Genomic DNA, 20,650 nt, shown 5'->3' on the forward strand with positions numbered 1-20,650 from the left:
AAGCCGTCCCCGCCTTCCGGCTCCCCTGCAAATCAGAAACGAAGGCGACAGATCACGAGCTACAAAAACACGACATCTTCACCCGCCTACGGACACCCGATCAGACTGCTGATCCACTGACGGATATTCTGCGTGCTGGAGCTCGCGAACTGATCGCCCGCGCTGTCGAGATTGAGTTCACTACATTCCTGGAAACGACGAAGCATCTGGCGCTGCCGGATGGTCGGGCGCGCGTGGTGCGGCATGGATATGGGCCGGCCCGCGAAATTGCCATCGGCATCGGCCCTGTCGCCCGTCTGAAGACCCGCGACCGTGGAGCAAGCGGGCCAGGCGACAGATCCGGTTTCATTCGACGATCCTGCCGCTCTGGGCCCGCCGGGCGAAGAGCTTGGACGCGTTGATCCCCGTGCTCTATTTGCGGCGAATCTCGACCAACGACTTCCAGGAGACGCTTTCGGCCTTGCTCGGCAAGGACGCGCCGAACTTGTCGCCACCGGTCATCGCTGGCCTGAAGAAGGACTGGCAGACCAATACGAACGTTGGCAAAAGCGCGACCTGGCGGCGCGGCGGTACGTTTACATCTGGGCGGATGGCGTCTATCTGCAGGCTCGCATGGAGGACCACGCCGAATGCATCCTGGTGTTGGTAGGCGCCACGCCTGAAGGAAAGAAGGAATTGATCGGCTTCCAGGTCGGGGTACTCGAGAGCGCACAAAGTTGGCGAGAATTGCTGATCGATCTGCGCAAGCGCGGCTTGCAGATCGGGCCGCAGCTTGCTGTCGGCGACGGCGCTCTCGGCTTCTGGCGGGCGCTCGATGAAATCTTCCCCGGCACGCAACATCAGCGATGTTGGCTGCACAAGGTGAACAACGTGCTCGACAAGGTCGCCAACTCCGTGCAGCCGGCAATAAAGAGTGATCTGCGTGACATCTACCTAGCGCCGAACCGGTCGGTCGCTGAAACAGCGATTGATATCTTTGTCGAGAAGTACGGCGTCAAATACAAGCCGGCCGTTGAATGCCTGATCAAGGATCGCTCGGCTATGTTGGCGTTTTATGACTTCCCTGCCGAGCACTGGTCGCATCTGCGCACGTCGAATCCAATCGAGAGCGTCTTTGCCACGGTCAAGCACCGGACTGTGCGAACGAAGGGAGCGTTATCGCCACACACAGCAAAGTTGATGGTCTTCAAGCTCGTCGGCGCCGCATCTAAAACCTGGCGACGGTTGAAGGGCACAAATCAGTTGCCGAAGTAGTATCTGGGTAAAGGTTGCTGACGGAATCGAAGTCATTCCGACGCTGAAGTCCGCGCCGCCTGATCGGACCGCGTCACCAAAAATCCGTCATAGCTCACTAAGGAATCCAGCGCGTTTACGGCGCTAATGTGGACAAAGATGTCGTTTCCGCCGTCATCTGGAGCGATCAATCCGTACCCCTTTTGGACATTGAACCACTTCACAGTACCTGTTGCCATACGATCACTTCCTTTGCCGCCGCACCCAGTCCATACGCTGGTGGGTAAGGGTGCCAGAAACAGAGCAACCGGCGTGCCGGACCGAAAATGCTGATCCTACAGGGATGGCGAGCATCGGGTCGACGACAATGGACGCAAAGCTGACAACCGCGTGCGGCTGCCAACATTCTCAGGCTAGCTCAATCCGTTGGGATTACTCGAAGGTAGCACATGTCGGGTCGTAGGTTCTGGAACGGCATGATACGAGCGCCGTGTGCTGCAGTTGAAGGTGCTCGACCCTATTAGCTCGCATATAACCGGTTGTCTTAGACTGGTCGCGCAGCAAGTTGATGCCGGTGTCGTCGTATTCATCTGTGCCAGTGCCAGGTCGATCACACAACGTCCGCAACTCGACGCCGAGCCTCTGGACCCGCGCCGGCGAGGCACAGCTTTCTATCTCTATTGAAGCATTCACTGCGCAAATTCTCTGGTGGCACACTCATTGCTAGTTAGGTCCCAGATCCCTGCCGGGGAGAACGTGCATTAGTACCCGTAGCAAACCCTGCAATCGCCGTTGTGGGGATCGCGACCTATCGTTCAAGCACTGTGGAGCGTACTTGATGCTCAGCTTCCTCGATTCGTTTGGCGTTGAGCCGCAGATGGCGCACGAAGCGCGGCTGCTTGGCCGCGCAGACGTGGTCCGCCAAGCCCGCGACATGATCGCTCGCGTCACCTGCGAATGTTGACCGCCGCCGACAAGACCCAGTCGATCCAGTTGGCTACGGGCCGGCTCGATATCGCCGTGGACAAGGCGGCCTGGCCGCTGGACAGCCTTTGCGCGTTTGCGGCGCGCGAAAATCCGCGGCGGGGGTTCCTGGTCGTATCCCGCGTCCTAGGGCGCTATTTGCCCGCCACGCCGCAGATGATGCGGCAGAGCGCCCGCGATCTCGCGGCGCGGCTTCCTGACGATCTGCCGGGGCCAGTCCTCGTCGTCGGCTTGGCCGAGACCGCCGTGTGCCTTGCCCAGACGGTGCACGAGGAATTTCGCCTCGCAACGGGCCGGGTCGACATCCACTTCATGCATTCGACGCGACAGCAACTGGATCATCCGTTGCTGTGCCGCTTCGAAGAACCGCACAGCCATGCCTCCGCGCATCTGATCTACAGGCCGGGGCTTCCGGAGCCGCAATCACTGGTATTGGTCGACGACGAGATCTCGACAGGAACGACCCTTTGCAACCTCGCCCAGGCGCTCGCCACTGCTTGGCCGCGGATCGAAGCGATGGCGGTAGCGACGCTGACCGACTGGTCGGCCGACAAGGCGTGGCAAGCACGCATGCCGCGTCCCACGTGCATCGCGGCGCTGCTGCGCGGACGCATGGAGTGGACGCAGGAGACGGCGACGGTGCTCAACAGCGCGTTCGACACCGCTGCCGCTTCACTCGGGCGCATGGCGACGCATCGCAATTTCGGTCGGCTGGGACTCGACCGGCCCGTCGTGCCCGAACCAGATACCGCTGTGCCCGAGATCCTCGGCCCACTGCGGATCATCGGGACCGGCGAGTTCACCTATCCCCCCTTCCTGCTGGCGGAACGCCTCGCAGAAGAAGGGCATGATGTCGTCGTGCAGGCGACCGGCCGAAGCCCCGCACTCCCCGGTGGGGCGATGGCGACCAAGCTCCGCTTTGCCGACAATTATGGAACGGGCGTGCCCAATTACCTCTACAATGCCGACCGGTCCGATGGACGCGCGAACTGGATCGCGCATGAGACCGGCGCGGCGACAATCGACCCCGGGCTGATTGCCGCTCTCCGTGCCGAACTGATCGGCTGGACGGCATGACGCGTGCCATCGCCCTGGTTGATCTGGACGATACGCTGTTCCAGACGCTGCGCAAATGCCCGCCCGATTTGCCGGCCGACCGGTTGACGCCGCTGGGCTTCGCGCGCGACGGATCGCCGCTGAGCTATGCGACCCCGCGGCAGATGCAGTTCCTGGAATGGCTGGCCGATACGACGCATCTCGTCCCCGTCACCGCCCGCAGCCTGGACGGGTTGCGGCGGGCGCGCATTCCATTCCGCGCAGCGGTGTGCGCGCATGGCGGCGTCGTGCTGGATGACAGCGGCCATGTCGACATGGACTGGGCTGCGACGATCGCCGACCGCGCCGCGCCCTTCGCGTCGCAGCTTGCTGGCCTGGCGGAGGCGATCAGGCGCATGGCGCGCGACCGCGGCATCGCGGTCAACGCCCGTGTGCTGGTCGAGGGCGCGCTGCCGTTCTACACCTTGGCCAAGCATGAAGATGCGGATGCCGCGGCACTTTTTGCGGTGGTCGACGCTGCCGTGCCGTCCTTGCCCAAGGGCTGGACGGACCACCGCAACGGCAACAACGTGGCGCTGATGCCACCCTATCTCGGCAAGGCCCATGCGGTGGCATATATCCTACCCGGCCTCCGCGCACGCTTCCCTGATGCGCCGGTGATCGGCATCGGCGACAGCCGCACCGATGCGCCCTTCATGGGCCTTTGCGATTTCGCCATGATGCCCACCCGTTCGCAGCTGGCCGGCGGCATGTTCCATGCGGACTGAGGTCGCGCCCCCGTTCTCGGGCAGCTACGACCCGGCCGACGTCACCTTCCTGCTCAAGCCAGTGGTAATGGCCCCGACTTCCGTCGCCGAAAAGGAAGCGGCGATCCAGGCCGGCCGCCACCACTATTCGGAGATGATCGCGCCGGAGAGGGTGCCGGACTACAGCTATCTGTCCCTCTATCACGCCGCGCTTGCGCGGAACGGTGCCCGCCTGGCGCAGGATGTCGCCACCCTCGCTGCGCAGCTCGCCGCACGCAGGCCGGAGCGCGAGCTGGTAATCGTCTCGCTGGCGCGCGCGGGGACGCCGATCGGCGTCTTGCTCGCGCGGACCTTGCGGGCGCACGGACATCGCGCAGCCCATTATTCAATCAGCATTATCCGCGATCGGGGTGTCGACCGCGTCGCGCTCGCGCATATCGCGGGCCGGCACGATCCGCGCGACGCAGTGTTTGTCGATGGCTGGACCGGCAAGGGCGCGATTGCCGGCGAACTTCGCGCGGCCCTGGCCAATGCGCCATTCGGCTTCACACCGGACTTAGCCGTGATTGCTGACCCTGCAGGACAGGCAGACATCACCGCGACGGCGGATGATTATCTGATCGCCTCGGGCTTGCTGAACGGCATCGTTTCGGGCCTGGTCAGTCGCTCGATCCTCAACGCCGCGTTGGTAGGGCCGGGCGATTTCCACGCCTGTGTCACCTACCCGCAATATGCCGGTGCTGATCTCTCACGTGCCTTCGTGGACACGATCGCGCCGTTGGCCGCTGCGGCGATACCGCGACCGATAGACGGGCACGGCGCCCGCCGAGCGGCGCTGAAACAGGAATGCGAGGCGATGATGCGGCAGTTGCTGGCGGAAAGCGGAACGCGTGACCGCAACCGGATCAAACCCGGCATAGCCGAAGCGACACGCGCCCTGCTGCGGCGGGTGCCGGAACGGCTGCTGGTTCGCGATTTCGAGGACGCCGATGTGGGGCACTTGCTCCATCTCGCCGCCGCGCATGCCATTCCGGTCGATACGCTGGGCGGGGAATCGCGGTATCGCGCGGTCGCAATTATCCGTAGCCTGGGCAACGACGCATGAGCCGGGTTTCCGCCCTCGCCCTTGGCGCCACCTTGTATATGCCTGCACCCGCGAGGATCTGGCCGATGCGTTGCTCGGCGCCAAGCGCGTGTTCGCCGTCAGGGCCTGTGAGACAAACAGGGGGATTTTGCGGAGGGAGGATTTCTGGTTCATCGTAGCCGCTAGGAGCGAAGATGAAACAGAAATCCGGACCGGGCAAAGCGTCGGCAGACCAAGTGCTAAAGGACATTCGGCGCCAGACCCGCCAGCAGTATTCGCGGAAGAGAAGATCCGCATCGTCCTGGAAGGATTGCGGAGCGAGGAGAACATCTCCGAGCTTTGCCGCCGAGAAGGCATTGCCGCCTCGATGTATTACGGCTGGTCCAAGGAGTTTCTCGAGGCCGGCAAGCGCCGCCTGGTGGGTGGCACGAGCTGCGACCTCCGGCGAGGAGGCCGTCGCCGATCTGACGCTGGAGAACCGTCTGCTCAAAAAAGTATCAACGGAGATGGGGAGGACGAGGCATGAGGTATCCCGGCTCAGAGAAGGCCGAGATCATCCATTTGGTCGAGCAATCGCACCTTCCGGCTAAGCGCACACTGGACACGCTCGGATCCCGCGCGCCACATTCTATCCCTGGTATGATCGCTACCCCGAGGGAGGCGTCGGAGGCGCTGATCTCGAAGAAGCGCGGCAAGCCCAGCAACCGGTCGTATCCGGCGGTTGTCCGCACCGAGGCGCTGGCGCTGATCAAGGCCGGATTTCGGCCCGACGCTGGCGGCGGAGAAGCTGGCGGAGCGGCATGGCTTGCATTTTGGGGTCGAGACAGTGCGGCGCTGGATGGTGGCCGACGGGATCTGGCAGGACCGTCGGCAGCGGCTCAAACGGGTTTACCAGCCGCGGCACCGTCGCTACTGTATAGGCGAGCTGATCGAGATCGACGGATCTGAGCACTGGTGGTTCGAGGACCGCGGCTCGCAATGCACCCTGCTCGTCTTTATCGATGACGCGACCAGCCGTTTGATGCACCTGCGTTTCGTGGAGACGGAATCGCCTTTGATTATTTTGCCGCGACGCGCGCCTATTTGGAGCGCTACGGCAAACCGGTTGCGTTTTACTCGGACAAGCACGCGACGTTCCGGGTCAACAAGGTCGGCGCGATCGGCGGTGATGGCATGATCCAGTTTGGCCGGGCGCTGCACGAGCTCAACATCGATATCATTTGTGCCAACGCTCCGCAGGCCAAGGGGCGCGTCGCGCGCGCCAATGGAACGCTGCAGGATCGTTTGGTAAAGGAGATGCGGCTTGCCGGGATTTCGACGATTGAAGCCGGCAGCGCGTTCCTGCCGGCATTCATGGAGGACTACAACCGACGGTTTGCGAAGTCGCCGTTCAGCGAGAAGGACGTTCACCGGCCACTGGCTGAGCACGACGATGTTGACGATGCTTTCGCCTGGAGAGTGCACGGTGTCGCATAGTCTGACGCTGCAGTACGACAAGGTGCTGTTCATCCTCGAGCCGAACGAGATCATCAACTCGCTCGCACGCCAGCGCGTCATGGTATTCGACTATCCGGACGGGCGGCTTTGATCAAGCATAATGGCCGGGCGTTGCCCTACCGCACGTTCGACAAGGTGCGACAGGTCGACCAGGCGGCGATCGTCGAGAACAAGCGGCTGGGACCGGTACTGGCTTACATTGCCGAGCAGCAGAAGCTGCTCGACATTAACCGCAGCCAGAAAGCCCCGCGCCGGCGTGGCCAGGGCAAGAGCCTGTTCAAGGCGGGCTGAGGGGCCTGGCTCCCGCCAAGCTCCTGTCGATCGGTCTCTTTCTCCCCGAAGGTATAATCATTCGGGCGCCCCTGGTGACATTTCTAATGAGCACCAATTGCGACTTGTCTATCGGGTTCTGACACATATTGATCAGCTTAATCAGTTGCTTAGCAAGTGTTTGCGCTGATGACGAGGGAGCGCGTCTGCGCGGCCTGCCAATCTGCCAACCATCATGCTCTCCTCGACGGCTGCCGCATTGGCGGTCAGGCAAGCGAATTCGGGGCACTGATGCCAAACCGCTTGAGCGCTTGGGCAAACTCGATCATCACCGCCCGCACCCGCAAACGATCTTCACCCTCAGTTGATGTAAGTGGTCGGTCAGCCATGATCCAGATCAAGACCGCGCTCGAGTTCCTTTCGCCGGTACATCTGGAATGTATCCTAGCTGCTGCTCGAGAGCGGCCAAGGCCTGGCGAGTCCCTCCAGCGTCACAGTGGCCTCGTTAAAGAGCTGCCGCGCCTCATGTAGTTGAGTGACTGCTCTTGCACCGGCATCAAAGAGCTTTTTCCCGATTGACGGAGGTCGATCCTCGAGCACTGCGCGCTCCAGGTCTGGGAGCATGCTGATGAGCGCTCGATGTGCGCGAGCTTGTGCCTTTTCAGAGTTCGCGGCAGCCGCTAGCGCGTCACGATAACGCCGTACCGCCTCGATGGTCCTCTCTTCAAGATGGAAATGGTCGCTCAATAGCTCGTTCTCGCTACTTGCACGGTCGTAGCCACAGCGCGTCATGCTGGTTGGATGACAGATCGCTCTCAACCTCCCTTTGATCGTACAACCTGACGCCACGTGCGCTTCAGGCTTTTTGGGCAATTAGTGGCGGAGCGCTATTGACGACGGCGCGGGGCCCTCGACGGAGGAGGCACGGCCGTCACCGAGTTGGTATTGGTAGCAGAAACCGACATCCGGTCGACGGCGACGTTGATGGAGATGCGCGGCGTCGAGACGATGCGCTCGCGCGCCGACGATCCCGCCTCCGATAGACGCGCGAGTGTGGCTCGCTACCCGGCTACACGGATCAGGTGGTCCCGAAAATCGGGCCGGTTAACTAATCGGATTTTGGGCGAAGGAGCGGAGAATGACGCAGAGGACGAGACGGAGCATCGACGCGGCGGATCGACGAGTTGTTCACGGCCTGGCCATTTCTCGGCTCGCAGTTATGATCGCGATGCTGCCAGCGGGGGCGTGCCTCCAATCGCAACGTGTGCAGCGATCGATGCGTCAGATGGGGGATTGCAGCGCCCGGCCGAAGCTGCGCGCCACCGACGCCTGCGCCGGTACACGGAATATTCCCATGTCTGCTGCGGCGCCTGTGAGTGGACCCCGGTGATCTCACGAATGGGGTCCACTTTCATTTCTTATGGGCGATCAGCTGTGCGACTTCGGTCAGAGCAGCACGGATGCCCTTCAACTCAGCCCATATGGCAATGAGAGTTCGAGCGTTGCGGCCTTCGGTTAATTGTTTAATGTCAGCGTGGCCAGTATGATGTTTGTGTGCTTCTTGAGCGCTCAGCGCGAAAGAATCTTGAGCTAACATGGCTTCAGCGACGATGTCGTCAACAATGCGCTTTATGTCACGACTATTCATTCGAACCACCCTCGCTGAATGTACCTATCCCTCACCACATACTCATCGAAATCTAGCGTGATTACCCAAAATAATATGCATAACAGGTTCAAAAATACCTGCCATTTCGGGTAGGGTCTGCGCGTCCCTGAAGCAGAGCCGGTCTCTCGTGCGCTGGCCCAGAGAATCGATGCCGGCGCCTGCCACGAACTCCTCTAGCAGGCTGTTGAAGAACTCAGCCGCGTTCGCAAACGAAGGCTGAGTCGTCGCCATTGTGGATGTAGAAGTGGCCAACGAGCCTGCCCGCGGTGCCGATCATGGCCCATCCGCGACCACAGGACGGATCATTCTCGTCGTGCCCCTCCCACGAGAACTCGGCAGGCCGATCCGTCGCGGCTGCCGTAGCGCATGTCGAGGAAGCCCTTCAGAGCCCCAAAGGCGATTTCGCCATCGGACTTGCCGCCGAAGGTGAGATGCGCCTCTTCGACAAGGTCGAGGAAGTCGCTGTCCCAGTTGTCCATTTCGACGATGCGCCAGTGGCCGGCAAAGGCCTGGGCGAAGCCGGGCACCTTGGCCATCAGCCTCCGCGATCAGCTTGGGCAGCCGCACCAGATTGTAGGCGGTGGCAGCGAAGGTAAAGGCCCATGCGACACGATCACGCCCACGGAAGCTGGTCTTCTCTTGCCCGGCGACCGTCTTGATCCAGCCGAATGCCTCCTCGATCCGCTTGCGGATGCGCTGGCTGACGGCATAGCCGCCGTGCCGGGTCGTACGCCCGTCGATCGCAGAGCTGCGGCCGCTGGTATTCTGCGCAACATGCGGTGTCACGTTCATCGAGCGCAGCTCGTTGACGAAGTCTTCTGCATCGTAGGCCTTGTCGGCGCCAAGCGTGATCGCTGTCGGCCGATCGGCACGCTGCTCGATCATGTGTAGCGCGGCTACCCGTTCGGCATGCCCGTTCGCCTGCGTCAGGCAGGCGTCGACCAGCAGCCGTGGCGGTTCTCCATCAGCCCATGTCCGATGAAGCACAGCTTCGTCTCCTTGCCTTTCCCCTTGCGGTAGAGCCTGGCATCCGGATCGGCGGTCGAAGCATGGGTGTCGTTGGAGCGTTTCTGGCCGTGGAAGTTCGCTTCGGCGTTGCGCCCGCCGCCTGGCGCCGGTGGCTCTATCCTTCGGTTTGACGCTCTTCATCGAGGCCCAGGCCTCGATCAGCATGCCGTCGACCGAGAAGTGATCGCTCGACAGAAGCCCCTTCACCCTGGGCAGCGCCAGCATCGCCGCGAGGAACTTGGCCGCGATGTCGCCTTCCAGCAGCCGGTCGCGGTTCTTCGAGAACTCGTCGACGCCGATTCCGACGAACCAGCTGAACAGCAAATCATATTCCAGCCGCTCCATCAGAAGCCGCTCCGAGCGGATCGAATAAAACGCCTGCAACAGCATCGCCCGCAGCAGCTTCTCCGGCGGAATCGACGGGCGCAGCGAATAAAGCGCGGCGAGCTCGCGTTCCAGCACCGCCAGCGCCTCGTTCACGATCGTCCGGATCCCTCGCAGCGGATGATCACGCCGTGCTTCCAGATCGACGTAGCTGAACAGCTCGCCCGTCCGATTGTCGTCGCCGCGCACGCACCGTCTCCGAATCTCGTCGGAGCCAATGAATCATGGTCGCCGCTCGCCGGCGAGCGCCTTTTTCAACAGCCCCGCTAGATCCCGGAGGATCGCTACGGCCGCCGCTCCACTCCCGTCACCAGCCAACTCCCGGTCGACCAGTGGCGCGCGCTCATCGGCGAGGCGATGACTTCATGATGCCTCCTTCTTCGAACGCTTGGTGCGTCGCACCCGCTTGCGAAGTTGACTGATTGCTCGTCTGAGAGCTCGATCTGCCATGGCTGGCCCTTGGGCAACTGACGACCTGCCAGCAATCCGCGCGCAAGATAATCGAAGATTGTCTGCGGAGTTACTCCAAGCGCAGCCGCTGCGCCCTGAATCGAGAAGCTGCCGTCGGGCCAGCGCATTGGGTTCTTGTCCATGCCGTTGATTTTGACGGTGGGAATGCCCCAGCGGGTGCGTAACACCCAGACGTTCTCGCCTTTGAAGGCGCAACCTCGGGCCGCGACGAAGCCTTCCTGATTGAGTATCGCCGCGATCTCGCCATCCATTTTGTGTTCAGCATTCAACTCGACGATCCGTCGCCGCAACCGATCGATATCGATGTAATCGCGGTAGGTGTGAACGCGCCGTTGTACGTGATGCTCGCTGGTTGCGCCGGTCTGCCAGACGATCTTGAGCCACACCTGACCTCGGGTCCGCTTCTGATCAAGAACGACTTCGCGGATGACAAATCGTAGAATGTGCTTGCGATCGGCTGCCGACGTGGTGGCCGTATTCCAAATCCGCGGCAGGTTCTCGCCGAGCGCTTGTAGCCCAGCGCGTTCCGCCGGGCCAATCAGAAGCGGCTCTTGTCCGCACCAACGCGCATGCTGTTGCTCGACCGCCTCGACGACACGCAGCTTCTCTTCCCAAGCCCGCTCAAGTGAGCGCGCCACAAGACGGTTCTCGGGTTCTGCGGCATCATACTGACGCCGAGCGCGCTCGGCCTCCTAGCGGGCGCGCTCCACGCGAAGCGCCCACTGGCGCTCGAGCTGACGGCTCTCCTGCTCCAGTTGGCCCGCCGCCGCGAGTGCGATCTCAATCTGATCCGGCACCAGGGCGTCGAGGACCACCCGCTCGACCAGCGCGTCAACCGCCAACGCCCGGACTTCCTGACACAGTGCACTGCCTTGCTGGTCCCGATCCGAGCGGCAGCAATAGACCGGATAGTCGGCATTCGGGCCAGTGTAGCGCATGCTCATGCGCCGTCCTCAACGGCCGCAGATCGCAATTCCTTGTAACAGGGCTGCCCCCTTGCGCGGTACGCCAGAATGTCCTGCCTCATAGCGGAAGACGTTATCTGCCAGTCGCCCCTGGTTGGCCATGAACTCCTCCCAGCTGATATAGCCTGGGTGAGCGGCGTTCCCGTCAGCGATCCCGGCCGGCATCGTCTCGGATCCTTTTGCCGCCGGCCATAAACGTACGCCCCAACATAAGCCGGATTTTGAAGGACGCTAAGGACGCGTGCACTATCTGGCGTACGCCAGACGATCTCGTGCAGAGATGGTCCAAGCAGCGGTCGAACCGGCAAGGACAATCCGTTCCTGTCCAAGTAACGCATCACACGGCGAGCGCTTTGCAGTTCCCGGAATTTGGCGAACACGAGATGAAGACGGGCCTGCACCTCCTCATCGGGATTGAGAATAATTGTGCCCGTTCGATCATAGGCGAGCCCGGCTGGTAGCGGCAGCCGCAGTTCGCCCCGCGCCGCCTTCTGGCGTTCCCCTTGGTGAAGGCGCATCCGAAGCTGATGCAACTCCGCCTCGCTCATGATGCCGGACAAGCCCAACAGCAGGCGGTCGTGGTAGGCGCGCGGGTCGTAAAGCCGCTCGCCATCCGCAATGAGCACGCCGAACACCGAGCACAGTTCGAGAAGCTGATGCCAATCCCGGTTATTGCGGGCCAAGCGAGAAGCGTCGAGGCTCATCACAAGACCGGCGTTGCCAAGGCCGATCTCGGCAATGAGCTTCTGGAAACCATGACGATCCACGCCGCCAGCACCGGATTTGCCCAGATCCTCGTCAATGACCTGGACGCGCTCCGGCGGCCAGCCCAGTCCGATGACGAGACGGTACTGCAGCTCCGTGCTCTCCTGGTGCTGGCGCACCTGGTTCACGGATGACTGCCGCACGTAGACATAGGCCAACTTGGCTCGGTGCGCAGTCGTGAGCCGCTCGCTCGTCAGCGACGCTCAAGCTGATCACCACGCCCCAGTCCCCTTCCGGGCGTGCCGGGGAACCGCTTGCATTCGCCGCAGCAGCGTCGCGAGGATTTGAGCGATCTGGGTTTACGTCGCGGTCGACAGATTCGGCCACAGGCGCGGAATGTCGGCCGTCGGACGGCCGGTTGGATTTGCTAACGTCGGCAGGGGTCGATACGCAACGCGACCTGGAAGCGGTCGGTGGGTTATCGCGAATCACCTTCTCGCCGAGAAGGCCCAGACTCGCGCTCAAATGATGCATCAATGGGATCAGCGTACGTGCACTGTTGCGCGGCAAATCGACGGCGTTCGGACAGAAAGTAATCGCCTCGGCAAGATCCGTCGACGCGATCCGAACCGCCCTCGGCCTGCCGTCCGGCAGCGCGACAACGACGTAGGCGGGACCGCGCCCCGATCGCTCCTTCAGCACCTCAAGCCGGGTGCCCAAAAAGAAAATGATGCGGGTCAGTGATCGTGACGTGAGACACGACCCGCTCAAAAATAGGGGTACTCTGACGTGTTCGGCGATCCCACTACGCCTACGCCGTCCTCGATCGCCTCGTCCACAACGGCCATCGGCTCGATCTCTCCGGCGAAAGCTTGCGTCGAACCCGGCCATCCGAAAGGCCTGAGCCCGTGGCGCTATGGACATGCCGCTGCGTTTGGACAACGCCCGGGGCGTTGCCCACATGTGCACAGCAGCCGCTGAAGAAAAAACAGAGTCGAGCCGCGATTCCAGATTGACCACGCGGCTTGCCCGATGCCAGAGACCCAACCAGCCCGAACGCCTGCCCCGAATGCGGCGTCTTCGTAGTGGATGGCACGCGGGCGCTGGTTAGGCGATTGGCGGGAAGCCGCCAGGCAGACCTGCGGAATCTCGATAGCCTCGAGATCAATCGGCCGGCACTGCAAAAGCGTTTGAGGAACGATCCCGGCGGCGCTTGATGGTAACCGGTAAGACCTCCAGGTGCGCGGTGATCAGCGTGTGCGTGGGTGGCGGATAGGCTTTCAATATTGGCTATCGTAATTGCCGCACCGGAGGATGTTACTTTCGCTTGACGGACGTAGCTCCGCCTGTCCAGACGATCAATGCTTTGCGTGGTCATCTCGTCGAATACGGGGTGATTATGGCAAAGGGCACGGCCTATGTCGCAGAGCTTGTCCAGCGCGCAATGGATCCAAAAACCGACGTGCCCGAAGCGGCACGGTTCGTACTCGAGATATTGATCAAGACGATGGTGACGCTGGAAATGCAGATCAAGAAACTCGACAGCGAGATCACCCGTCGCGCCCGAAAAGAAAAAGATGCCCGCCGTTTGATGACAATCCCAGGCGTGGGACCAATGACGGCGACGGCTTTGCTTGCCCTTGCGTCTGCCGCCGGAAGCTTCCGGTGCGGACGCGACTTCGCCGCATGGCTGGGGTTGACCCCGTTGCAGCGCTCCACGGGCGGCAAACAGAAACTGGGTGCGACGTCGAAAATGGGGGAGCGAACGTTGCGACGGTTACTTATCATGGGCGCAACTGCGGTCGTGCAGCAGGCACGGCGGCGGAGGCGCTTCACCGTCATCGTGGCTCGGGCGCATGATTGCCCGCAAGCCACCTATGCTGGTAGCCACCGCTCTTGCCAACAAGATGGCCCGCGTCGTCTGGGCTTTGATGGCCAACGGTGGGGTCTATAAAGCTCCGGCTGTGGCGGCATAGCCGTCCGGTCAGAGGTCGTCGAGATGTAGGAAGGTCAAACGGAAGATATGGCGCAACAGTGGAGAGACGGGATTGGGAAAACCAGTACATGCCCAAGTGCTATCCAAGCACGCCGCTGTGATTTGGACCCGATCCGCGAATTTCCATACGGGCCCGCGACAAATGACGGTCGCATTAAAGGCCGGACAGATGTCAGCACCCGACTACAGCGCAGCGCTTGACGAAAGATTCTTCTTGCATCCACAGGGGCGTCCACAGATGGGCATGTGGTCAACGCGTCAGCGTTGTCCACCATGTCCACAGCCTTCGCGGCCTGCATCCGTTCGCGCCAGACGGCCATCGGTGTGCGATAGCCGTGCACCTGATGGAGGCGGATCGTTGCAGAACGTGATCCAGCTCGCGACGCCTGCCTTGGCCTCGCGGCCGTCGGCATAGCCCTTGAGATCGATGTCCTCATGTTTGAGCGACCGCCACAGCCGCTCGATGAAGACGTTGTCCATCCAACGACCACGGCCATCCATGGAGATCTTGATCCCTGCGCCCGCCAACGCGCCGGTGAAGGCCGCACTGGTGAAGTGGCTGCCTTGGTCGGTGTTGAAAATCTCCGGCGTACCGTAGTTCGCCAGCGCCTCTTCCAGAGCCGCTACGCAGAACAGACGTCCACCGTGTTCGACAACCGCCGCGCCAGAACCGCACGGCTCGCCCAGTCGATGATGGCGACGAGATACAGAAAGCCGCGGCCGATGGGCAGATACGTGATGTCGGCCGCCTATAATACCTGGTTTGGCCGGTCGATCGTCAAGTTGCGCAACAGATAGGGATAGATCTTGTGGCCCCGCTGGCCTCGTCGTGTTCGGCCTTGGTCCCAGCGCCGCGATGCCCATCTTGCGCATCAACGCTGCACGCCCTTGCGATTGGCCTGGCCCTCAGCCTTCAGCATCGCGGTCATTCGCCGCGAGCCCAGGAACGGCCAGGCGGTGAACAGCTCGTCGATCAGCCGCATCAGGGCAAGGTCGTTGTCATTGGCCCCGTGGCGGCCGGTAGACCCCAGAGCGCGCGATGCCAAGCAGCATGCATGCCGCCGGATCGACAGCGTCATGTCGGCGCGATCAAGCATTCCTCGACGGTCCGGCTTGCTCATCTTCCGGACCTCCGCGCTAAAAAATCGCGCTCGACTGTCAGTTGTCCAATATTGGCGTGCAGCTTCTCGATCTCGCGTTCGCGCGCGTCCTCTCTCTCCCGCCAGACACCCGCCTCAAAGGCCCGGGCCGACTGGTCCAGCAGTTGCTTCTTCCAGGCATGGATCTAGGTGTCTGGTCCCGGAGTGTGGGGGAATCAGCCAAACTGGTCCTTCATTCCGGGAGGACCTATGGGCCAGATACTCCATGGCAGCGCCACGACCAACCGCATGTCAAAACTGGCGGCGGTTCAAACCTCTTCGATCAGCACTGACTCTGAAAGGCGGATTGTCATGTTGGCGCGTGACGATAAATGGCATGCACGAGTTCCTCTACTCGGCCAGGCTTGAGCAGATCGTAATGATCAGCTGCGAGTGGGATGATCGTTGCCGGATGCTTGATTGCCCTTGTTAGCATTTCGAGGAACGAAGGGTTGTCGCCTCGCGCTTTGAACAAGCGTACAGGCGCTGACAATTCGTGCTGCTCCATTTGCGACCTGTAACCCGGCGTGTAGGTTTCAGCCACGAGTTGGGTGATGCGGCCGATAACGTTAACATCGAGTTCGGGTTTCTCGGCTGCAATGAAGGTTACAAAAGCGCTTTCATTCCGGACTGCTTCGATTAGGGGAGCAACACGATGCGGCGAGATCGTTTGCGCGAAAACCGAATAGAGTATGGTAAGGAATGAAGGATCGCGAAATAGGGCTGCAGGCTCTGCTGGGACTGGGTCGCCGCCGGGTACTTGAGGCGAACCAGGCGCTATAAGTATCAGTTCAGCCACCTTCTCTCCGGACTTTTCGAAATGCCACGCCGTTTCGTACGCGACGCGAGCGCCGAAAGAATAGCCCCAAAGTGTATATGGGCCTCCTGGCTGGATCTGCCTGATCATCTGGGCATCTCGCACCGACATCTCTTCAACGGAACGGCAAATATGCTCGCCATCATTCAATCCGGACGCTTGGATCCCAATGAAAGCACGAGACGTCACGAGGGCGGCAGCTAGATGGCGGAGGCTCATTGGATAACCACCAAGTCCGGGCCAGCAGAAGATCGTTGCACCATTTCCTTTCTTCAGCATAACTGCACGCGAACTCTGATAGGAGACCTTGCCAGCCTCCAGCCGGCGGGCGAGGTCCGCGATGGTCGGAGCCTCAAAAAGCACCTGTACAGGCAAGTTCACATGAAGCTTCTTGTTGATGTTGAGCACCAACTGCACCGCTTGCAGAGAATCGCCGCCGGCCTCGAAAAAATCGTCGAACACTGAAGGCTCTTCGACGCCGAACTCTTCTCGCCAGATAAGTGCCAGCTGGGCTTCGGTCTCATTGCGGGGCGCAACCATCTCCCGGTCCGAGTCGCTATCCTCGAACGCGGGATATGATTTCAAAACATTGACATCAATTTTGCCCGAAGCGCTACACGGCATTTCCTCGATCAGCGCTATCTTGCTCGGAACCATATAGTCGGGCAGCACTGCCCGAAGATCGTTGCGGATCAGCTCGGCTGGACCTTCCATATGAGGGGCATCCTCGTGCATGCCCTCATGCACACGTTGGGCCTCGCTGATCCTCCCGAACACGGCTGTGTAGCAGGCATCCGCCGTCAATCCACCTTCCGACAAGATGGCTCGAAGCCGGAGCGCTGAGGTGAGATCGTTGCCAGACTTTGAACTATATCCCGAAGACATCAGGCCGATGCGCTGCTCGTTGTGTTGCAGCCGCTGCAGCATCCGGCCCATATCAATGGGCGAGCCGACAATCAGGTGAAGTTTCGTGGTTACCGCATCGAACTCGACGAGATTAGGGGGGCGATCGAGAGCCATGATTGGGTGAAATCCGCCGGTGTTTTCGTCAAACCGCACCCGCGCACTGGTCAGCCTATGCTGGCCGCTGGCATCCAGCTGAATCCGCGCGAAGCGCAGTTGATGGATCAGGGCATTGCCGGTGCTTGTGCGCGACCGCATCATTCCGCAATCACATCAAGCTGATTTACTGGCTTCCGGAGAGGACGGAACCGGCCGTGCGATAGATCGTGCCATCGCCGCACTGGCACCCGTCCGAAGGAGGTCATCGATTCGATGTGCTGATCGTGTTCTTGATCATGCGCAGCGCGATCGCGAGCACGCGGCTTTCGCTGTTGCGCGGCAATGCTTCCGAAAACGCCAGCCGGTTCGAGAAGGCCATTCCGTGGCGCATCGCGCACAATCCTTGGATGTGACTTTTTATCCATAGGGGCCCGACGGCATCGTAGCCTTCGAGCGGGCCGCCATAAAGAGCTCGAGAAGGGAATGCGTTGTTGCCCTCTTGTGGGTATAATGTCAGCCGCGTCGGCATCCTTCATCGAGAGCTTCATGTATAGACGGCCCCGCGGATGCAAAGGATTTCAGCAGCACTTTGGGTACCGGGCCGGATTGCGCCGCGGAATTGCGCCTTCGGACTTGAGACAAGCCGGTGAAGTGCTTTTCGGTGCGGCCCGCCGCGTTCATTCCGACCAAACACGAGCCAGGTTTTCGACCTCCCACAGCAGTTCGGCGTCCTTTGGCACGTCAAAGTAGTACCATGCTCCGAGCGTGGGATTTGTCCATCCTGTTGAACTCGTCCTCCCGGATGCTGAAACGACAATTTGCGGAGGATCGCTTTTGAGCGATCTTTATGACTGCGCTCTGTACACGGTCTGGGCTGCGCCGCAAGTTCGATCTTGACCTCCTGCTGACAGACGGGGCACTGAGAGCCGTGGGCCGAGATAAGGCAAGCCCTGCTTGACCCAGTCGCTGTTGGCGTCATGGGCAAAACAAGACGCGGCGCATCTATCGCGAATTGGGCCTGCAATTGCGGACGGATCTTGCGCGCCATCCTCGCGCACCAGGACGGCCGGCAGCGCGGTCTCCTGCGCGGCCTCGGCAGCCGCCAGGCTGGCGGCGTCGAGAACGGCATGCCAATCGTCGACGCCGCGTCCGCACAGCACTGGGCCAAAGAATTTTCCCGTTGAGTTTCCGCAAGCGGATATAGAACGGTCCGCTATCCCAGACCGCGCCGGCGTAACCATAGTTTTCCCAGGTCCGATTGCACCCTGACGACAGATCCGCGCGTGATCGCCCTGCCCTCATATTGCGAGCCGAGCGCGACATTCTCGCGCCGATAGATCTACTGCAGGTAATAGAACGCGCATTCCCGGAACGCCTGGTCCCGGTTGACGATGCCGTCGACGCGCTTCGCCTCGGCGTTGACCGACTTGAACGTGTCGCTGTCCGGCGGATACTGCACCTGTGCCGGCCGCCATGTGCTCTCGTCGACATACTCGACCACGACAGCGCGCCGAGCATGGCCAAACTGACCTGCATCGAATCCCGCACGATCTCGCGATCGATCAGCAGCATGGTCGGCACGTCGCGCCACTCGTCGCGCACGATCGAGACGGTGTCGCCGAGCCAGAAATGCTGCGCGCGAGACGGCGCCAGGACCTTGTTCAGCGCATCCGGCACGGCGACGGCCGTCGTAAAGCGATAATCGAACGTGTCGCCGCGCGCATCGCAGCCGGCGGCATGGCTCACGATGGCATTGAAATCGACCTTGCCGATCGACAGGCCAGATCCGTATTGCCCGCTGGTCACGGCGTCGAGGAACGCCCATGCCGGGTTGCGGGTCGCCTGGGTCACAAACGCTGCGCCGTTCCAGACCGGCAGCTTGCGCCTGCCCAGGACGCCGAACTTGTAGGAGCCTTGCGTCGACTGCGAAGCTTTCAACCGGATCGCGATCGTCGAGACGTCCGCAAACGAATTGTTCCCCTGCAGAAACGACCGGAGGCCCGCCGAGAGCACCGAGTTGCTGCCGCCGGTCCCAGCAAGCTCGGCGTCCTCGCGGCGAAAGCGGACGAGGTCGCGGCAAGGCGCGACGTCGACCTTGACGCTGTCGTGGACCGGCGCCTGCGAGGCATACTGCCGCACGATTGAAAACAGCGTGGTGAACGGCCCGGTCTGCGCGCCGGCGTTGTCGCAGGTCGCATATTCCGCCGTCAGGCCGACATTGGAAAAGCCGATCGAGCCATCCTTGCCGTTCACTGTATAGCAGCCGGCCGCAAACACGAAATCGAGGGCTAGGGATTGCACCAGCGTCCCCGCCGGGTTGCCGTTCGCGTCAAACTGGCCGCCTGACGTGCCGGTCCCCGATGGCAGCTGTTGACCGCTGACCTCGGCCGATTGGTCGACGTTGGTCGGAAACAGCGTGACCGGCTCACCGGGCCCATAAAAGGCGATCTGCGCATCCGTGAACGCCGCGGCGATCCCGTTGGTCTGATCCCAGAACACGGTATCGGCGACATAGACCGCCTCATATTCCATGCTGCCCATGGTCGGCGACAGCAGGATGTTTAGATATTGATCGTTGGCGACGAACTCCCCTGAGGGTGTCGCGGCGAAATCCGGACAGTCTTTCACGCGGCCGTACCAGACCGGCAAGGGCACCGGCTGATGCGCGGCGTCGCCGCGCCGCTCGCGACGAGCTCGCGGACGCTCCGGCGAGTTCGCCGGCGGCTTCGGCAATCGCTTCACAGATCCGTGCATGTCACCGGCTCGAAGAACATCATCTTTTTCCAACCCACCTGGCGCAGCGCCAGACGGTCTCGCAGGCGACACCCGTCAGGCCGTCGCAATGGATCACCGGCCCTCCTGGCGCAGCCAGGCCGATATGCGCGGGAAACCGCGCATGGGCCATCAGCACCAGCACGCCGTCAGCGGCCATCACCAGACCGCCAAGACCGTCCGGCACCTGGCGCCAGCGCGCGCGCTCCGGATGGCCGGCGATCTCCCCGAGCACCCAGCGCCTGCTGAAAGCGGCCGGCACCGCGATTTGTGGCAACTCCCGGTCGAACAGCTCGCGTTTCACCTGACAGGCGAAGTCCCAGCAGTTGCGAGATTGCCAGGCCCACGGCTCGCCGATCAGGGGCGATAGGAATGACGAACGGTTAATCGACAAGAGCCCGTTGCCTTCCAAAGGGCTTGGCAGACCTGACGGTAGGTCAACTCATCGAGAAAGAGCGGACGTCGGTCGGCTTGACCGCCATGGGCGGCTTTGACCCACGGGCTGGGAGGAAAAGCCGACCTTCTTGTCGGACGCCCGCCACGAGAAGCCCGAGCGGGCAGCGCTGCGCGGCTTTGATGGACTTGTGTCGGGCGGGATCATTCTGGCGATGTCGGATCAGCAAGTCTAGCATCTGGAGGAGCCGTGCCCAGCGCCACGCCTGCACCCGACGGAGACGCGTCAGGATCGCCGGCCGTTCAACGCTGATCCGCTTCTCGCTCGTCAAATCTGCCATTCCTCTTGAGGTTGCGAGTCTGAGGGATCCGACCCATCAACCTACCGCTATAGGTAGGTGCGCTTTGCGCTTAGTGGCGTAGAGTAAGCTGGGGCAGTCTCAATATCGGATTGCACAC

Annotated in this window: 20 protein-coding genes and 5 pseudogenes; 11 read left to right on the top strand and 14 right to left on the bottom strand. The window is 61.6% G+C overall.

Annotated features, from left to right (window positions below):
* Positions 1–74: 74 nt before the first annotated feature.
* A pseudogene (locus ACVWZM_RS23125) lies at positions 75–1,251 on the top strand (IS256 family transposase); the annotation flags it as partial.
* Between the two features lie 35 nt (positions 1,252–1,286).
* Here the strand turns inward: ACVWZM_RS23125 and ACVWZM_RS23130 are convergent.
* Positions 1,287–1,472, bottom strand: a complete 186-nt coding sequence (locus tag ACVWZM_RS23130) for a cold-shock protein (protein WP_456855012.1) — start codon at positions 1,470–1,472, stop codon at positions 1,287–1,289.
* Positions 1,473–2,071: 599 nt separating this feature from the next.
* Between ACVWZM_RS23130 and ACVWZM_RS23135 the strand changes: the two genes are divergently transcribed.
* From ACVWZM_RS23135 to ACVWZM_RS23170, 8 genes and pseudogenes are all read left to right on the top strand, one after another.
* Positions 2,072–2,197: a hypothetical protein gene (locus ACVWZM_RS23135; protein WP_456855013.1), complete on the top strand. Its 126-nt coding sequence runs from the start codon at positions 2,072–2,074 to the stop codon at positions 2,195–2,197.
* A complete protein-coding gene (locus ACVWZM_RS23140) occupies positions 2,191–3,294 on the top strand; it encodes a phosphoribosyltransferase domain-containing protein (protein ID WP_456855014.1) in 1,104 nt (367 codons plus the stop codon). Before ACVWZM_RS23135 ends, ACVWZM_RS23140 begins: the two co-directional genes overlap by 7 nt.
* Entirely contained in the window at positions 3,291–4,040 is a 750-nt protein-coding gene (locus ACVWZM_RS23145) for a hypothetical protein (RefSeq protein ID WP_456855016.1), read from the top strand. The genes ACVWZM_RS23140 and ACVWZM_RS23145 overlap by 4 nt, the downstream gene beginning before the upstream one ends.
* On the top strand, positions 4,030–5,124 hold the full coding sequence (locus ACVWZM_RS23150) for a cysteine protease StiP domain-containing protein (protein WP_456855017.1): 1,095 nt from the start codon (positions 4,030–4,032) through the stop codon (positions 5,122–5,124). Before ACVWZM_RS23145 ends, ACVWZM_RS23150 begins: the two co-directional genes overlap by 11 nt.
* 173 nt (positions 5,125–5,297) lie before the next feature.
* Positions 5,298–5,765 (top strand): annotated as a pseudogene (locus ACVWZM_RS23155) (transposase); the annotation flags it as partial.
* Positions 5,766–6,186: 421 nt separating this feature from the next.
* Entirely contained in the window at positions 6,187–6,579 is a 393-nt protein-coding gene (locus ACVWZM_RS23160; RefSeq protein WP_456855018.1) for a hypothetical protein, read from the top strand.
* The gene (locus tag ACVWZM_RS23165) at positions 6,569–6,691 is read left to right on the top strand and encodes a hypothetical protein (RefSeq protein WP_456855019.1); all 123 of its coding nucleotides are present in this window, start codon (positions 6,569–6,571) and stop codon (positions 6,689–6,691) included. The genes ACVWZM_RS23160 and ACVWZM_RS23165 overlap by 11 nt, the downstream gene beginning before the upstream one ends.
* On the top strand, positions 6,688–6,891 hold the full coding sequence (locus ACVWZM_RS23170; protein WP_456855021.1) for a hypothetical protein: 204 nt from the start codon (positions 6,688–6,690) through the stop codon (positions 6,889–6,891). Before ACVWZM_RS23165 ends, ACVWZM_RS23170 begins: the two co-directional genes overlap by 4 nt.
* A 245-nt stretch (positions 6,892–7,136) precedes the next feature.
* On the opposite strand, the gene ACVWZM_RS23175 is transcribed toward ACVWZM_RS23170, so the two are convergent.
* The 7 genes and pseudogenes from ACVWZM_RS23175 to ACVWZM_RS23205 form a co-directional block, all read right to left on the bottom strand.
* Entirely contained in the window at positions 7,137–7,271 is a 135-nt protein-coding gene (locus ACVWZM_RS23175; RefSeq protein ID WP_456855022.1) for a hypothetical protein, read from the bottom strand.
* Positions 7,272–8,281: 1,010 nt separating this feature from the next.
* Complete coding sequence (locus ACVWZM_RS23180; protein WP_157786109.1) at positions 8,282–8,518, bottom strand: hypothetical protein; 237 nt, start codon at positions 8,516–8,518, stop codon at positions 8,282–8,284.
* A 214-nt stretch (positions 8,519–8,732) separates the two neighbouring features.
* Positions 8,733–9,075 (bottom strand): annotated as a pseudogene (locus tag ACVWZM_RS23185) (hypothetical protein).
* A 1-nt stretch (position 9,076) separates the two neighbouring features.
* Positions 9,077–10,120, bottom strand: a pseudogene (locus ACVWZM_RS23190) (IS5 family transposase); the annotation flags it as partial.
* 95 nt (positions 10,121–10,215) lie between these two features.
* Positions 10,216–11,040, bottom strand: coding sequence for a hypothetical protein (locus tag ACVWZM_RS23195; protein WP_456855023.1), 825 nt, complete (start codon positions 11,038–11,040; stop codon positions 10,216–10,218).
* 54 nt (positions 11,041–11,094) lie between these two features.
* A complete protein-coding gene (locus ACVWZM_RS23200) occupies positions 11,095–11,346 on the bottom strand; it encodes a hypothetical protein (protein ID WP_456855025.1) in 252 nt (83 codons plus the stop codon).
* The gene (locus ACVWZM_RS23205; protein ID WP_456855026.1) at positions 11,343–12,290 is read right to left on the bottom strand and encodes a recombinase family protein; all 948 of its coding nucleotides are present in this window, start codon (positions 12,288–12,290) and stop codon (positions 11,343–11,345) included. The genes ACVWZM_RS23200 and ACVWZM_RS23205 overlap by 4 nt, the downstream gene beginning before the upstream one ends.
* 588 nt (positions 12,291–12,878) lie before the next feature.
* On the opposite strand from ACVWZM_RS23205, the pseudogene ACVWZM_RS23210 reads away from it, so the two are divergent.
* A pseudogene (locus ACVWZM_RS23210) lies at positions 12,879–12,971 on the top strand (ATP-binding protein); the annotation flags it as partial.
* A 428-nt stretch (positions 12,972–13,399) separates the two neighbouring features.
* Entirely contained in the window at positions 13,400–14,026 is a 627-nt protein-coding gene (locus tag ACVWZM_RS23215) for a transposase (protein ID WP_456855027.1), read from the top strand.
* Positions 14,027–14,326: 300 nt separating this feature from the next.
* Here the strand turns inward: ACVWZM_RS23215 and ACVWZM_RS23220 are convergent, their stop codons facing one another.
* The 6 genes from ACVWZM_RS23220 to ACVWZM_RS23245 all read right to left on the bottom strand — a co-directional run bounded on the left by ACVWZM_RS23220 (position 14,327) and on the right by ACVWZM_RS23245 (position 20,192).
* Positions 14,327–14,941: a transposase gene (locus tag ACVWZM_RS23220; protein WP_456855028.1), complete on the bottom strand. Its 615-nt coding sequence runs from the start codon at positions 14,939–14,941 to the stop codon at positions 14,327–14,329.
* Positions 14,941–15,165: a transposase gene (locus tag ACVWZM_RS23225; RefSeq protein ID WP_456855030.1), complete on the bottom strand. Its 225-nt coding sequence runs from the start codon at positions 15,163–15,165 to the stop codon at positions 14,941–14,943. Before ACVWZM_RS23225 ends, ACVWZM_RS23220 begins: the two co-directional genes overlap by 1 nt.
* Positions 15,166–15,517: 352 nt before the next feature.
* The gene (locus ACVWZM_RS23230; RefSeq protein WP_456855031.1) at positions 15,518–17,188 is read right to left on the bottom strand and encodes a thioesterase domain-containing protein; all 1,671 of its coding nucleotides are present in this window, start codon (positions 17,186–17,188) and stop codon (positions 15,518–15,520) included.
* Between the two features lie 100 nt (positions 17,189–17,288).
* A complete protein-coding gene (locus ACVWZM_RS23235; protein ID WP_456855032.1) occupies positions 17,289–17,555 on the bottom strand; it encodes a hypothetical protein in 267 nt (88 codons plus the stop codon).
* A gap of 473 nt (positions 17,556–18,028) precedes the next feature.
* Positions 18,029–19,780, bottom strand: a complete 1,752-nt coding sequence (locus ACVWZM_RS23240; RefSeq protein ID WP_456855033.1) for a host specificity factor TipJ family phage tail protein — start codon at positions 19,778–19,780, stop codon at positions 18,029–18,031.
* Between the two features lie 19 nt (positions 19,781–19,799).
* The gene (locus ACVWZM_RS23245) at positions 19,800–20,192 is read right to left on the bottom strand and encodes a hypothetical protein (protein ID WP_456855034.1); all 393 of its coding nucleotides are present in this window, start codon (positions 20,190–20,192) and stop codon (positions 19,800–19,802) included.
* Between the last annotated feature and the right edge of the window lie 458 nt (positions 20,193–20,650).

Source organism: Bradyrhizobium sp. USDA 4501 (assembly GCF_054062115.1).